The following is a 13,474-nucleotide window of genomic DNA, read 5'->3' as shown; positions in this document are numbered from 1 at the left end:
CGTGGGCGATGACGTTGCGGATTTTCCTTCTAGTTTTGGCGGCGCCTTGCCTGGCGGTGCTCGCAGGCTGCGACACGGCAAGCGGCGCGTTCGTAACGCAATGGCCTCGCACGGGCGGACAAAGCGTTGTCACCGCCGCCTTGCATCAAGCCGAGATCGAGCGGCCGGCGCCCTCAAGTGCTTGCCTTCCGCGCGCCGTAGAACGCGCGCCGATCGTGGCTTTCGGCGCTTACGAAGGCGCGCGCAACTTGGGCGTTCGCCTCGGCGACGATGAGCACCAGACGACCTTGATCTCCGTCACAGGCAGCGAGTCGGGAGATGACCGTATCCTGCTGCTAATGGCGTACGAGCCGACGATATGGGATTTTTCCAGTGCGCCGGCTGAGCGGATCAACGCTGTCATACTGTCCGGCTATCACAACCAAGCCGTTGCCAACCTGCCGGACAACGTCCCGGTCATCTTCAATATGTACTCGGACGGTCGCACCCTTTGCGGACGTCTCGGCTATGCTTACGAAGGCGGCCCAGAACTCGATCACGTCGTGAACACCATCACTCGCGCGACGGGCCTGGAGGTCGAGAGCTTCGATGGCGTCTACGCCGCGCACTCCGTTGTGTTCGGTACAACGCTCCGCCATAGCGAAACCGATACGATTGTGCGCTCGGGCGCCATCCGCGCCACTGTCAAAGTTACATCGGACGCCGTTCCGCCCCGCGACCGAGGTCTAGCGACGCTTCAATCGCGGGGAATCATTCGGCCAGCCAATGCCCAAGATATCGAGGGTTGGAATCGCGCCGCGACACGACGCCTGCGGAGCGGCAATCTCGCCTCCTTCCAATCGGACTATCTCATCGCGTCACGAAGCTACGTCGTGCTTGCCCCGATGACCGTGCCCGCCGGCATGTACGGCGCACATTCCCGCAATTTCATCATTGCGCGCGGCGTGCCGCTACCCCACGACCGCGGTAGCCACAATACGTATTACCTCGCTGATGGGACGTGCACCGGCGTCGATCCAGAATGCAGCGCGCTTGGATCGCTGGCGCGGGACGACGACGATGACGGCGAGCGCCGCGCCGTGCACGACTAGAGTCCGCGTTGGGCAGGCGTCGTTAAGCAAACGCCCGGCGCGGGCTCGCCGTGTGCTCGCCCTTAACGTTGCCGTTATCGTCCTGCTCCACGAGCTTCACGTCATAGCCCCAGAGATCAGCGACGTGCTGCAGCACACGCTCGGTGTCGTGCTCCTCCAGCACCATGCCGTCGAGCACACGGTGCGAAAGGATGAGCTTGCGGTCGCCCGCCAAGTCCACATCCACAATCTGAATGTCCGGATCGCGATACGCGATGTCGTAGTGCTTCGACAGCTGGCGCTTGATCCGCCGATAGCCGCGCTCGTCATGGATCGCGGCCACGTTCATCTCGTCCTGCTCCTCGTCGTCGACGACATTGAACAAGCCGAAATCCCGAATGCACGCCGGCGACAGGAATTGCGAGACGAAACTTTCGTCGCGATAGTTCGCCCAGATATCCCGCAGCGTGCCGTACGCGTCGCCATTGCCCGCGATAGCCGGCATCCATTCGCGATCTTCGTCCGTCGGCTTGGTGCAGATGCGCTCGATATCGTTGCACATGGCAAAACCAAGCGCGTACGGATTGATGCCGCCATAGCGCCGGTCGTCGAACCCAGGCTGCAGCACGACGCCAGTGTGTGAGTGGATGAACTCGAGGAACGAGCCGTCGTTGATCTGACCCTTTTCGTGCAGGCGATTCATGATGCGATGGTGCGTGTAGGTGGCGCAACCTTCGTTCATCACTTTGGTTTGCCGCTGCGGATAGAAGTACTGGTTGATCAGCCGCACGATGCGCAAAATCTCGCGCTGCCACGGCCGCAGCCGCGGCGCCGTCTTCTCCAAGAAATAGAGCAAGTTCTCTTCCGGCAGCCCGAGCAGCGCCTTACGCTTGGCGTCCTCGTCCTTGTTCAGCTTGCGCTTGCCCGTCGGCACCGTGCGCCAGAGATCGTTGAACAGCTGCTCGCCATGCAAGCGCCGCTCCTCCTCGCGCCGTTCTTCCGAGCGCAAGTCCGGCATGCGCTTCCGGGGGAAGCGATGAATGCCGTGGCTTTGCAGCGCATGCGCCGCGTCTAAGAGGCGCTCGACTTCCTCTTGCCCGTACCGATCCTCGTACTTCGCGATCAGCGCCCGTGCGAACTCAAGGTAGTCGAGAATGCCGCCGGCGTCGGTCCACTGCTTGAACACGTAATTGTTCTTGAAGAAGTGGCTGTGCCCGTAGCCCGCGTGCGCGATCACCAACGTCTGCATCGTCGCGGAGTTTTCCTCCATGATGTAGACGAGGCACGGGTTCGAGTTGATGACGATCTCATACGCCAGGCCCTGATGGCCTTTGCGGTAGAGCGCCTCGTTGCGCGCAAATTCCTTGCCGAACGACCAGTGCCGATAGAACAGCGGCATGCCTGTGGAGGCATACGCATCCAACATCTGCTCGGTGGTGATAACTTCGATCTGATTGGGATAGGGATCGAGCCCCATCTCATTGATGCCGATCTCGCCGCACGCTTCGTGCACGCGCTTGATCAGATCAAAATCCCAATCGGGGCCTTTGAACAGCAGCTTGGACTCAGGCGCTAGCAAGCTCATCACGCGCCCTCCGCCGCGACGCCTTCGGGGCGGCGCGCGAACAATTCCCGGAACACCGGATAGATATCCCGGCGGTGACGCACTTTGCGCATCGCGAACGGCTGCTCGTCCGTCACGCGGCGGTATGCACGCCAAAGGTTGGTGCTCGGCTCACCCGCGCCCGGCGCCTCTTCTTCGTCGTCCATGCCAACTTCGACGTACGCATAATACTGGCACATCGGCAGGATCACGTCGCGCAACTGACCCAACACCACGGCGTTATCGCTCGACGTGTTGTCGCCATCGCTCGCTTGCGCCGCGTAGATATTCCATTGATCGACCGGATACCGCTCGCGCACAATCTTCTGCATCTCGAACAGCGCCGTCGACACCACCGTGCCGCCGGTCTCGCGCGAATAGAAAAAGGTCTGCTCGTCGACCTCTTGCGCTTCATGGGTGTGCCGGATGAACACGACATCGACGTGCTCGTAGCGCCGGTTCAAGAACAGATAGAGCAGCGAGTAGAACCGCTTCGCCAGATCCTTCATGTGCTCGTTCATCGAGCCGGAGACGTCCATCAGGCAGAACATCACCGCTTTGGCGATCGGCTTCGGCGTCGTCTCCAGCCGGCGGAAGCGCACGTCCACCGGATCAATGTACGGAATCCGCTTCGAACGTAGCAGCAACAGTTCGAGTTCGGCGCGCAGCTTCACCAGCTCATCGAAATGCCCGCCTTCACGTTCAAGCTTTTCGATCTCCGTACGCAGCGCGATAATGATATCCGCCTTCGGTCGCTTCAGCGCGATCCGGCGCGACATCGAGTGCCGCAACGTGCGCGGCACCGAAATCCGCGATGGCGGCCCTGACGTCGAATACCCAGCCTGGCGCCACAACACCGACGTCGCGCCCGCGACTTGGCGCTTGGCCAAATCCGGCAGCTCCAAATCTTCGAGATAGAGATCGAGATATTCTTCGTCCGACAGCGCGAAACGAAATTCGTCTTCGCCCTCACCGCTATCGCTCGCCTTCGAGCCTTGCCCGCCGCCCTGCTCCGGCCGCGGAATGCTGTCGCCGCTAATGTACTTCTTGTTGCCCGGCAAAACGTAGTCCCGCACGCCGCCCTGGCTTGAGCGACGCAAGTGCGGCTCATGCACACCGCCGGCCGGAATCGAAACTTCCCCGCCCTTGCCGGCATCCTTGATCGATCGGCTCGACGACGCTTCCCGCACCGCACGCCGCACTTGCGCGCGGGCGCGGCGCAAAAAGCGCTGCCGGTTGGCGAAGCTCTTGCCACCCGGATTAAGCCGCCGGTCGATTATGTTCATGGGCGGCGCTTACCCGGCTTGCTTGACGCGCATATACCACTCGACCAGCCGGCGGACTTGCCGCTCGGTATAGCCGCGCTCAGTCATGCGCAACACGAACTCCTCGTGCTTCTTTTCGCTATCGCCGTCCTTCTTCGAGCCGAAGCTGATGATCGGCAGCAGATCCTCCACTTGTGAGAACATGCGCCGCTCAATGACTTCGCGGATTTTCTCGTACGAGGTCCAGGACGGATTCTTGCCGCCATGTCCGGCGCGCGCCCGCAACGTGAACTTCACCACTTCGTTGCGGAAATCCTTCGGGTTGGCGATGCCGGCCGGCTTCTCGATCTTCGAGAGCTCCTGGTTCAACAGCTCGCGATTGAGCAGCTGGCCGGTGTCCGGATCCTTGTAGTCGATGTCCTCGATCCAGGCGTCGGCGAAGTCGACATAGCGGTCGAACAGGTTCTGCCCAAAATCGTGATAGCTTTCGAGATATGCTTTCTGGATTTCATTGCCGATGAACTCCGCATAGCGCGGCGCCAGTTCGGCCTTCACGAACTCCAGCAGCTTGTTCTCAGTCTCCTGCGGATATTGTTCGCGCCGGACATTCTGTTCCAGCACGTACATCAAGTGCACCGGATCGGCCGCCACTTCCGTGGTGTCATGGTTGAACGTCGCAGCCAGCACTTTGAACGCAAACCGCGTCGAGATGCCGTCCATGCCTTCGTCGACGCCAGCCGCGTCCTTATACTCCTGCATCGTGCGCGCCTTAGGATCGACCTCCTTCAGGCTCTCGCCGTTGTAGACGCGCATCTTCGCGAACACGTTGGAGTTCTCGTGCTCCTTCAAGCGCGACAGCACCGAGAACCGCGCCAGCATTTCGAGCGTCCCCGGCGCGCACGGCGCTTCCGAGAGCTCAGAACCGCGGATCAGCTTTTCGTAGATCAGCCGTTCTTCCTGCACCCGCAGGCAGTACGGCACCTTGATGACGTAGATGCGGTCGATGAAGGCTTCGTTGTTCTTGTTGTTCTTGAACGTCTGCCACTCGGCCTCGTTCGAGTGCGCCATGATGATGCCGGTGAACGGGATGGCGCCGATGTTTTCCGTGCCGACGTAATTGCCTTCCTGCGTCGCCGTCAGCAACGGGTGCAGCATCTTGATCGGCGCTTTGAACATCTCGACGAATTCGAGCATGCCCTGGTTGGCGCGGTTCAAGCCGCCTGAGTAGGAATACGCGTCAGGATCGTTCTGCGCGTGCATTTCCAGCTTCCGGATATCGACCTTGCCGACCAGCGACGAGACATCCTGGTTGTTGTCGTCACCCGGCTCGACCTTGCCGACGCCGATCTGGCGCAACCGCGACGGATTGAGCTTCGCCACGCGAAATTTCGTGATGTCGCCGCCAAATTCGTCGAGCCGCTTGACGCACCACGGGCTCATCAGCCCGGTGAGACGCCGCGTCGGGATGCCATACTCTTCTTCGAGCTTCGCGCCCCAAACCGCTGGATCAAACAGGCCAAGCGGATGTTCGAACACCGGGCTCATCTCATTGCCGGCCTTCAGCACATAGATCGGCTGCTCTTCCATCAGCGCTTTCAGGCGCTCGGCCAGCGATGACTTGCCGCCACCAACAGGCCCAAGCAGGTAGAGAATTTGCTTCCGCTCTTCCAAACCCTGCGCGGCGTGGCGGAAGAACGCGACGATCCGTTCGATCGTCTCTTCCATGCCGTAGAATTCCGCGAACGCCGGATACGCACGGATAGTGCGGTTCATGAACACGCGGCCCATCCGCGCGTCTTTCGACGTATCGACCATTTTCGGTTCGCCGATCGCCGCGAGCAGACGCTCATGCGCCGTCGCGTACGCCATCGGGTCGTCACGGCAGAGACTTAAGAAGTCCTGCAGCGACATTTCCGCTTCGCGCCGCTGCTCGAAAGTGCGGGCGTAGCTGCGAAAGATATCCTCAGACATCGTGCCTCCGTCGCGCCCCGCCAGACTCTACATAGGTAGACCGACGGCCGACGCTTACCAAAACGCCATGTGAATCTGGCGCCCGTAAGGAGATCGCAGCGCAACCAGCGCCCGACCCGCCCCATTGCACGCTCACGATGACATGATTTGCGGCCGGACAGGCGCCGGAAACTGGCAAAATTGAACACCGCCGCAACGATTGCCGGGCCTGCCGCTTAACAAAAGGCAAAAGCCTAGATTTTACGCGACCTTAAGCACGATGGGTCATCCAAGGAGGTCCGCACGCGAAGGCAAATCGTGATGAGTGAGAATTCCTGGGTCCTGAAGGGCGTCGAGCCTGAGGTCCGCGAGAAGGCGGTCGCGGAAGCGGCCCGGCTGGGCGTGAACGTCGGCGACTACCTCACCGACATGCTGCTGCGCAGCGCACTGATCGACCAGGTGAACGCCCTCGGCGAGGCTGAAACTGCTCCTTTTGCGCATGAAGAGGCTGTGAATTTTGCGCCACCGCCTGAATCTCCAGAAGGATTTGCCGTCCGCCACCGCCTCAAGGGGCTCGAACGCCGCCTCAGCGCCTCTGTCGGCGGCCTCGACGGCGCCATCCACGCGGTCGATACCGCCCTTTACGACGTCACCGCCCGCCTGGGCGAAACCGAAGCGCTTGCCGGCGACACCGCCCATGCGCTCGGCCAGACCCAGCAAGAGATCAACAACGTCGTCACCGGCCTGCAGCTGCACATCGCTGTCCTCGAGGACAACATGGGCGCGCTCGGCCAAGCCCAAGACGAACGCGCCGGCGGCCTCTCGCACCGCATCGACTACGTCGAGAGCCAAGCGCGCGCCGCCCAACAAGCCAACGCCGTCCTTGCCGACGCCCACGAAACGCTGAAGCACGCCGTCGCCGAAGACTTCTCGGCCTTCGCCCACGAGATCGCCGATCGCCTCGGCGCCGGCCTGCACGACGTCCGCTCCGCCGCGGACGCCGCCGCAGAGCAAGCCGACTCTGCCGTCGCACACCTGATCCAAGAACTCCGCACCATGCGCGACGTACTGGACGAGCGCGTCTCTGACGGCGTCAGCGAAACCCGCGCCCGCGTCCAAGCCGCCTTCGCCGAAACCTCCGAGCGCATCGCCGGCCTGACCGATCGCGTCGCCGAAAACGAGCGCTTCAACAGCCGCGTCTCCGAACAGCTCCGCGCTCAGATCGCCGACGTCGAAGACGCCGCGCAGATCGCGCTGGAAGAAACCGCCCAGGGCCTCCGCCAAACCGCTAGCGTGCTCGCCGCAGACATCGCCCTCGCCGGCCAAGAAAGCCGCGCCGCACTCGAAAACACTCGCGCCGCCTTGAGCGCCGAGATCATCGCCGTGCGCGAAGATCAGCTCTCGCAACTGGCGCGCCTCAAGCTCATCGACGTCGCTGTCGGCAACACCATCAACGAACTCGGCGCCGTGCGCGAAGCCGTCGAAAACCGCCTGCGCGGCGCTTTGGACGACGCGCAAAGCGAAACCGACGCCCGTTTCGACGCCCTCTCCGCCCGCACCAACAACAATGAGCGCGAGACGGCGCACCTCCGCCAAACGCTGATTGTCGAGATCGAGCGCGTCGAAGCCTCGACCTTTGCCTCACTCGAAAAGCTCGCCCGCGACATCGCCTCCAGTGACACCGCCGCCCAGAACCACATCGAAATCGCGATACGCAGCGCCCGCGCCGAACTCGACGCCCTGCGCAACCAAGTAGTCACCGAAACCACCGCGCTGCGCGAAGATCAAACTGGCATCGCCGCACGCCTCACGCTCATGGATGGCGCCCTCGCCCGCGTCGAAGCCGACAACGCCCCGCTCGCCGCACGCCTCGCACAGCTCGAAGAAGCGTCAGGCATCGCGGAAACTGAACAAGCGCTCGCGATGATCCGCCAGCAAATCGCCGCGTTCACCGAACGCGCTGACGACCGCCGCCTCGAACACACACTCACCGGCCGCATCGCCGACATTGAAGCCCGCACCGCCAGCGCAGATGAATCACTTCAAGGCGTCGCCCGCATGCTGAACCGCGTCGCTGCGCAAAGCGTCGAAAGCACCCAGCGTGCTGAGGATCGTGCGCACCAAGTCGAACTCGCGCTCGCCGACGTTCGCCTCGACCACATCTCGCTCAACGAGAAAGCCAATATCGGCGATCTCGTGCTCGCACTCGAAGTCCGCGTCGCCGGTATGGAGCAGCGCCAGACTGATGCGCTGCATATGCTGCGCAACGACATCGCCCGCTTCGTCGCCGACAACGACGCACGGTTGGCAACGCTCGAAGACGCGCCCGTCGCCGCTACGGCCGCAGCGTCCACCGCCCCCACAGACGACATGCTCGCCGCGTTCAAGGATCTGCGCACCCGCATCGAGGACCGCATCCACGGCATCGAGCAACGCAGTGTGCGCACCCTGGAACAAGTCGCCGACACGGTGGCGATGATCGAGCAGCGCTTCATCGAAGCCGAGGCCAGCGCCGAACGCGACGTGAAATCGGCTTAAGCCGCCACGGCATTTACGTTTCGGTAAGACCTTAAGCGCTCGCTGGCGCGCATGAAATCGCGCCCCAATCTGCTGCTCGCCGTCGCTGTTTTCGCCTGCGTGCTGATCGCCGGCTTCTTCGCATTGCCCGCGATCGGCAACGACCCCGCCGCCTCAGCCCGCGCTGAAACCGCGAAATCCATCACGCCCAACGCCGACACTAGCAATATCCGCGTCATCGACGGCGACACGCTCGAAGACATGACGACCGACATCACCTATCGCCTCGTCAACATCGACACACCCGAAACCGGCTCACGCGCGCGCTGCGCCGCCGAACGAGAACTGGGCAACCGCGCCACGCGCACAGCCCGCACGCTCATCACCAACGCCCGCGCCTTCGAAACCCGCCCCACCGGCCGCATCGATCGTTACGGCCGCACCATCGCCTACGTCCGCGTCGATGGCCGCGATCTCGGCGAAACCCTGATCGCCGACGGCCTCGCTCGCCCTTGGCGCGGCCGCCGCGAACCCTGGTGCAACGCTGACGGAAACCTGATCCCCTGATCTGACGTGGCGTCGCGCTTGTGCTGAGTGCGCCCGCCACGCCATATGCGGCTCATCTCTCCCCGATCCGTTAGGCGCACCCATGTCCCCGATGGACACATTGATTCAAACGCTCTCCCTCGAACCGATCGAGGAGAACCTGTTCCGCGGCAATTCTCCGCCGGAAGAGCGCACCCGCATCTTCGGCGGCCAGGTCGTCGCGCAGGCGCTGACCGCCGCGTACAAAACCGTAAACGGCAGCATCTGCCATTCGCTGCAAAGCTACTTCATCCGCCCCGGCGACCCGACGCGCCCGGTGCTCTACCAGGTCGAGCGCTCGCGCGACGGCAAAAGCTTCGCCACCCGCCGCGTGCTTGCGATCCAGAAGGGCGAGCAGATCTTCAACATGGCCTGCTCGTTCCAGGTGCCCGAAGAGGGATACGAGCACCAAAGCGAAATGCCCGAGGCGCCTTCGCCAGAACACATCGGCAAGCTCATCGAAACCTGGGTGAAAACCCAGCCAGAAGAGAACACACGCTGGCTCCGCGAATTGCCAATCGAGATGCGCGCCATCGACCCGGTCGATGCCGCCAAGCCCATGGTGAAGCCGCCGCATCAGATGACGTGGTTCCGCGCCCGCGCCGATGTCGGCGACGACATCGCGCTCAACCAAACCCTGATCGCCTACGCCTCCGATTACTCTCTGCTCGGCACCGCCATGCGCCCGCACGGCGTCAGCTGGCAGTCCGGCGTGCAGACCGCGAGCCTCGATCACATCATCTGGTTCCACCGCCCTACCAACTTCGCTCGCTGGCACCTCTACGTGCAGGACAGCCCTTCTGCCTCCGGCGCACGCGGTTTCAACCGCGGCGCGCTCTATCGCGAAGACGGCGTGCTGGTGGCGTCGGTGGCGCAGGAAGGCCTGATCCGCCAGCGCGGCTGACGGTGCGCTAGCGGTTCGAAGTACCGTATCACTAACGGCGCGTTAGCACTGCGGGCGTAGCGTTTGGGCCAAATGCGCGAGAAATGGGTCGATACGCATGGTTATTTTGGCCCCGACCGCCGGCGGCGGACGGGCAAGAAGCCGTGGAAAGATCGGCGAACGCTCGAGGAAGCCGGCCAGCTTCCCTCTCTCGGCCACATGCTCCGGCGTCTCCGCGTGCAAGCGATGGATCTCAGCACGCCGGAAGATCGCCGCCACATGCTGCAAATCATGGCCGCCGCCATCAGCGAAGCCGAGCGCAACCAAGCCTTCCGGTGCGCCGACGCCCTAAAGCAAGCCGACCGCCTGCTCCGCCTCTCCGGCAGCGCCGAGATGAAGGCGCTCGACGGTCTGCTAACCGACGCAATGAACCACGGCGCGATCGGCCGCTAACGCGCACGAACCCCACCACCGGTGGGGCCACCAAAGAGTTATCTGAGAGAAACATGGAGCGGGCGATGAGATTCGAACTCACGACCCCAACCTTGGCAAGGTTGTGCTCTACCCCTGAGCTACGCCCGCATCCGTGGGGTGGCCCAGATTAGCGCCCGGGCCTGAGAAGGCGGCTCATATCGCAGAGCCCCGCCACGGAAGCAAGGGGCGACGACCGCCCTATTCCGGCAATCGCTCCGAGGGCGAAGACGGGATGGTCCAGGCGACACGGCCGACGAAATTGTCGAACGGCACATAGCCCACCACCGACGGCACGCGGCTGTCTGCGGAATTGTCGCGGTCGTCGCCCATGACGAAATACCGGTTGGCCGGCACGACAAACACGCGGGTGTTGTCCAACTCGCCGTCGCCGCGTTCGAGTGTGCGATAGCTCGCACCGCCGGGAAGTGTTTCGCGGTAGAGCTGCGCTTCGACCGTGCCGCCGTATTCGTCCCCGAACGACACGTCGCCGAGCGACTCGCGTTCCACAGCGACGCCGTTGATGTGCAGAACGCCGTCAATCATTTGGATGCGATCGCCAGGCACGCCGACCACGCGCTTAATGAAATCGCGATCGGGCTCGGGCGCCGGCCGGAAGACAACAAGGTCGCCGCGCTCCGGCTGACGCGCGAACACGCGCCCCGCCGGAAACATCAACGACAACGGCGCTGCCGAATAACGGCTGTAGCCGTACGACCACTTTGTGATCACGAAATAGTCGCCGGGGTAAACCGTTGGCTGCATCGATCCCGACGGCGCCCGGTAAAGCCGAAACCCAAGTCCAAACGGCGAGATGAACAGCGCTGCAATCAAGCCGAGCGTGATTACGGTCGGCGTGAACCAGCCCTTGCGCCGGCGCCTGCCGGTTTCCGCGTTCGTCATTTCGGCTCCCCCACCAACTTCTTTTACGTGCGCCAGGCGTGCTCCGCCACGCGCAGCAGCGACCCAGGCCGCAACGGCGCGCATGCGTGATTGTCCCACACCACGCGCCCAGGCCGGTGCAGCGCCGCGCTCACTCGCCCGGCTCCGCCTTGCGTGGCGCTTTCAGCCGCCGGCGATTGATATGGCTATCCGGCGCGACATGCCCTTCCGGTGTACGGCCGCGGAAATAATCGCGTTGCCAACCGTGCTTCACCGCTTCGCTATCTTTATCGCCGAGCTTGTTGAGGAAGTTGGTGCGGCTCGCGCCCCACGCTTCGTATTGCTTCTTCAGCTCCGGATCGTCGTGGATCGATTTGATGATCGGCTGCACCTCATCCATCTTTTCGTGCGGCAGCGGATACACAAAACAGAACGGCTCGCCCTTCTTGAACGAGATCATCCCCGGCCGCGTGAAGCGCCAGTTCATCGTGAACGGAAACGGCAGCCAATAGGTCTCCACCACGCCGATCAAAGGCTGGATGCCGTCTTTGAGATGGTTCGGCGGTCCGCCAGCCCACAAATCCCACCCGGGCTCCGTCTTGAACAGCCAGCCAGTGTGAAGCGTCAGCACGCCGCCAGAAAAGTGCGACACAGCCCAGCGATCGAGCAATGCGCGCGGCGTGTCGTCATCCGGATCGAGCCGAATATCTTCGATGCGCGGCCCGCCATTCCACGTCGCGGTAAAGCTCACCGGTGAGAGCAACGCCCACCCGGTCGTGTTCGCCACCACCAGTGGCAAACACCGGTACGGATGCCGATCCGAGAATTTATCCATCCACTCGCGATCGGGCGAACCGGGCACCATCTCGGCTGGCTGCGGATCGACTTGGTAGCACGTGAGTTTCATTCTGAACCTTGGTCTTCCGCGCCTGCCACGCGCGGCTGCGCCAATCTGCGTTTGTGAATGTGGTCGCTGGTAGCGGCTTCGCCGCGCAGCGTCTTGCCGGCGAAATAGTTGCGCTGCCAGACTTGACCGACCGCCTCCGGATCGCCCGCCTTCACGCGCGCGATGAACTCAGTGCGCCCCTTCATCCAAGCCTGCGTTTCCGCCTCGAACTCGGGATCATCCTTGAGCGCTTTGATCTCCGGTTCGCACGCATCGATCGCGTTGTGCGGTGTCGGCATGATCATGCAGAACGGCTCGCCCTTCTCGAACTCAACCGTGCCCGGCGCCGTGAAGCGCCAATTCATGGTGAAAGGCTGCGGCAGCCAGCTGGTCTCGACGATGCCCGTCAGCGGCTGGATGCCGTGCTTGATCGTGTTCGGCGGCCCGCCGACCCACATGTCCCAACCGGGCTCGGTGCGAAACAGCCAGCCCGGGCCGAACGTCAGCGTGCCGCGCGCGAACATCGACATCACGAACGCCTTGTGAATGTCGTTCTCGGATTCAACAATGACGTCGCTGACATCGCGCCCGCCGTTCCACGTGGCGCGAAACGCCGCCGGCGTCACGATTTCCCATCCGGTGCAGTTGGCGATCGTAAGTGGCAGGCAACGATACGCGTGGCGGTCGGTGAACTCGTCCATCCAATCGCGTTCCGGCCGGCCGGGACGAATTTCCGGCGGGTAGGTCTGCAACGGGTAGCAAGTCAGCCTCATCGCTGCGACTTATAGGGCCAAATGATTGCTTCGCTACCCGCCGCTACGCCTGGGAGAACGCCCGCCACCGAGGCCGATCTCTTTGCCCGCTTCGATGCGCTCGGCATCGCGCACGTCACCCACCGGCACGCGCCAGTCTTCACCGTCGCCGAAAGCACCGAGATCAAAGCCAGCCTCCCCGGCGGCCATTCCAAGAACCTGTTCCTCAAAGACAAAAAAGGCCGACTCTACCTGCTCTGCGCACTTGGCGACGCGAAGATCGATCTGAACGCCGTCGCCAAGTTGATCGGCGCGTCCGGTCGCTTCACCTTCTGCAACGCTGACCTGCTGATGCAGCACCTCGGCGTCACGCCCGGCTCGGTCACGCTGTTCGCTCTGATCAACGACCCCGACCGCAACGTCACCCTGCTGCTGGACGAAGGTTTCCTCGCCCACGACCCGGTCAACTTCCACCCACTCCGCAACGACGCCACCACCGCGATCAGCCCGGATGATCTCCTGAAATTCATCCGTTCCCTGGGCCGCGAGCCGATCCGGCTCGCCTTCGACGCCGAAGGCGCGCCGTCAAGAATTGAACCCGGCGCCTGAA

General features: G+C 62.9%; 12 protein-coding genes and 1 tRNA gene. 6 read left to right on the top strand and 7 right to left on the bottom strand.

Annotation, left to right across the window (positions count from 1 at the left end):
- Positions 1-14: 14 nt before the first annotated feature.
- Positions 15-1,091 (top strand): hypothetical protein, encoded by a 1,077-nt coding sequence (locus tag DSM104635_RS19515; protein ID WP_158767910.1) that lies wholly within the window; start codon positions 15-17, stop codon positions 1,089-1,091.
- Between the two features lie 22 nt (positions 1,092-1,113).
- Here DSM104635_RS19515 and DSM104635_RS19510 read toward each other — a convergent pair whose 3' ends face one another.
- Genes DSM104635_RS19510 through DSM104635_RS19500 form a run of 3 tightly spaced genes read right to left on the bottom strand, consistent with a single transcriptional unit; the run spans position 1,114 to position 5,909 of the window.
- Positions 1,114-2,655, bottom strand: a complete 1,542-nt coding sequence (locus DSM104635_RS19510; RefSeq protein WP_158767909.1) for a SpoVR family protein — start codon at positions 2,653-2,655, stop codon at positions 1,114-1,116.
- Positions 2,655-3,959 carry a YeaH/YhbH family protein gene (locus DSM104635_RS19505; protein ID WP_158767908.1) on the bottom strand — a complete coding sequence of 435 codons (1,305 nt, stop codon included), beginning with the start codon at positions 3,957-3,959 and terminating at the stop codon, positions 2,655-2,657. The genes DSM104635_RS19510 and DSM104635_RS19505 overlap by 1 nt, the downstream gene beginning before the upstream one ends.
- Positions 3,960-3,968: 9 nt before the next feature.
- Positions 3,969-5,909 (bottom strand): PrkA family serine protein kinase, encoded by a 1,941-nt coding sequence (locus DSM104635_RS19500; RefSeq protein ID WP_158767907.1) that lies wholly within the window; start codon positions 5,907-5,909, stop codon positions 3,969-3,971.
- Between the two features lie 300 nt (positions 5,910-6,209).
- On the opposite strand from DSM104635_RS19500, the gene DSM104635_RS19495 reads away from it, so the two are divergent.
- The 4 genes from DSM104635_RS19495 to DSM104635_RS19480 all read left to right on the top strand — a co-directional run bounded on the left by DSM104635_RS19495 (position 6,210) and on the right by DSM104635_RS19480 (position 10,326).
- Entirely contained in the window at positions 6,210-8,426 is a 2,217-nt protein-coding gene (locus DSM104635_RS19495) for a coiled-coil domain-containing protein (RefSeq protein ID WP_158767906.1), read from the top strand.
- Between the two features lie 51 nt (positions 8,427-8,477).
- A complete protein-coding gene (locus DSM104635_RS19490; RefSeq protein WP_158767905.1) occupies positions 8,478-8,972 on the top strand; it encodes a thermonuclease family protein in 495 nt (164 codons plus the stop codon).
- A gap of 82 nt (positions 8,973-9,054) precedes the next feature.
- Entirely contained in the window at positions 9,055-9,894 is an 840-nt protein-coding gene (locus DSM104635_RS19485) for an acyl-CoA thioesterase (protein ID WP_187448158.1), read from the top strand.
- A gap of 72 nt (positions 9,895-9,966) precedes the next feature.
- The gene (locus DSM104635_RS19480; RefSeq protein WP_158767904.1) at positions 9,967-10,326 is read left to right on the top strand and encodes a hypothetical protein; all 360 of its coding nucleotides are present in this window, start codon (positions 9,967-9,969) and stop codon (positions 10,324-10,326) included.
- 54 nt (positions 10,327-10,380) lie between these two features.
- Here DSM104635_RS19480 and DSM104635_RS19475 read toward each other — a convergent pair.
- From DSM104635_RS19475 to DSM104635_RS19460, 4 genes are all read right to left on the bottom strand, one after another.
- Positions 10,381-10,455: transfer RNA gene (locus DSM104635_RS19475), tRNA-Gly, on the bottom strand.
- Between the two features lie 90 nt (positions 10,456-10,545).
- Positions 10,546-11,247: a signal peptidase I gene (gene lepB, locus DSM104635_RS19470; protein ID WP_158767903.1), complete on the bottom strand. Its 702-nt coding sequence runs from the start codon at positions 11,245-11,247 to the stop codon at positions 10,546-10,548.
- Between the two features lie 130 nt (positions 11,248-11,377).
- Positions 11,378-12,133: a DUF6065 family protein gene (locus DSM104635_RS19465; RefSeq protein WP_158767902.1), complete on the bottom strand. Its 756-nt coding sequence runs from the start codon at positions 12,131-12,133 to the stop codon at positions 11,378-11,380.
- A complete protein-coding gene (locus DSM104635_RS19460; protein WP_158767901.1) occupies positions 12,130-12,885 on the bottom strand; it encodes a DUF6065 family protein in 756 nt (251 codons plus the stop codon). Before DSM104635_RS19460 ends, DSM104635_RS19465 begins: the two co-directional genes overlap by 4 nt.
- A gap of 21 nt (positions 12,886-12,906) precedes the next feature.
- Here DSM104635_RS19460 and DSM104635_RS19455 point away from each other — a divergent pair, with 21 nt between their 5' ends.
- Complete coding sequence (locus tag DSM104635_RS19455; protein WP_158767900.1) at positions 12,907-13,473, top strand: prolyl-tRNA synthetase associated domain-containing protein; 567 nt, start codon at positions 12,907-12,909, stop codon at positions 13,471-13,473.
- The last annotated feature ends 1 nt before the right edge of the window (position 13,474 follow it).

Source organism: Terricaulis silvestris (assembly GCF_009792355.1).
Taxonomy (GTDB): Bacteria; Pseudomonadota; Alphaproteobacteria; order Caulobacterales; family Aquidulcibacteraceae; genus Vitreimonas; species Vitreimonas silvestris.
The sequence above is the reverse complement of the archived record's forward strand: the minus strand, read 5'-3'. Positions and strand labels throughout refer to the sequence as shown.

Excerpts from the sequence above, each read along its gene's own strand:
- DSM104635_RS19510 (WP_158767909.1), bottom strand. The coding sequence starts at position 2,655 with ATGAGCTTGCTAGCGCCTGAGTCCAAGCTGCTGTTCAAAGGCCCCGAT.
- DSM104635_RS19505 (WP_158767908.1), bottom strand. The coding sequence starts at position 3,959 with ATGAACATAATCGACCGGCGGCTTAATCCGGGTGGCAAGAGCTTCGCC.
- DSM104635_RS19500 (WP_158767907.1), bottom strand. The coding sequence starts at position 5,909 with ATGTCTGAGGATATCTTTCGCAGCTACGCCCGCACTTTCGAGCAGCGG.
- DSM104635_RS19495 (WP_158767906.1), top strand. The coding sequence starts at position 6,210 with ATGAGTGAGAATTCCTGGGTCCTGAAGGGCGTCGAGCCTGAGGTCCGC.
- DSM104635_RS19490 (WP_158767905.1), top strand. The coding sequence starts at position 8,478 with ATGAAATCGCGCCCCAATCTGCTGCTCGCCGTCGCTGTTTTCGCCTGC.
- DSM104635_RS19485 (WP_187448158.1), top strand. The coding sequence starts at position 9,055 with ATGTCCCCGATGGACACATTGATTCAAACGCTCTCCCTCGAACCGATC.
- DSM104635_RS19480 (WP_158767904.1), top strand. The coding sequence starts at position 9,967 with ATGCGCGAGAAATGGGTCGATACGCATGGTTATTTTGGCCCCGACCGC.
- lepB (WP_158767903.1), bottom strand. The coding sequence starts at position 11,247 with ATGACGAACGCGGAAACCGGCAGGCGCCGGCGCAAGGGCTGGTTCACG.
- DSM104635_RS19465 (WP_158767902.1), bottom strand. The coding sequence starts at position 12,133 with ATGAAACTCACGTGCTACCAAGTCGATCCGCAGCCAGCCGAGATGGTG.
- DSM104635_RS19460 (WP_158767901.1), bottom strand. The coding sequence starts at position 12,885 with ATGAGGCTGACTTGCTACCCGTTGCAGACCTACCCGCCGGAAATTCGT.
- DSM104635_RS19455 (WP_158767900.1), top strand. The coding sequence starts at position 12,907 with ATGATTGCTTCGCTACCCGCCGCTACGCCTGGGAGAACGCCCGCCACC.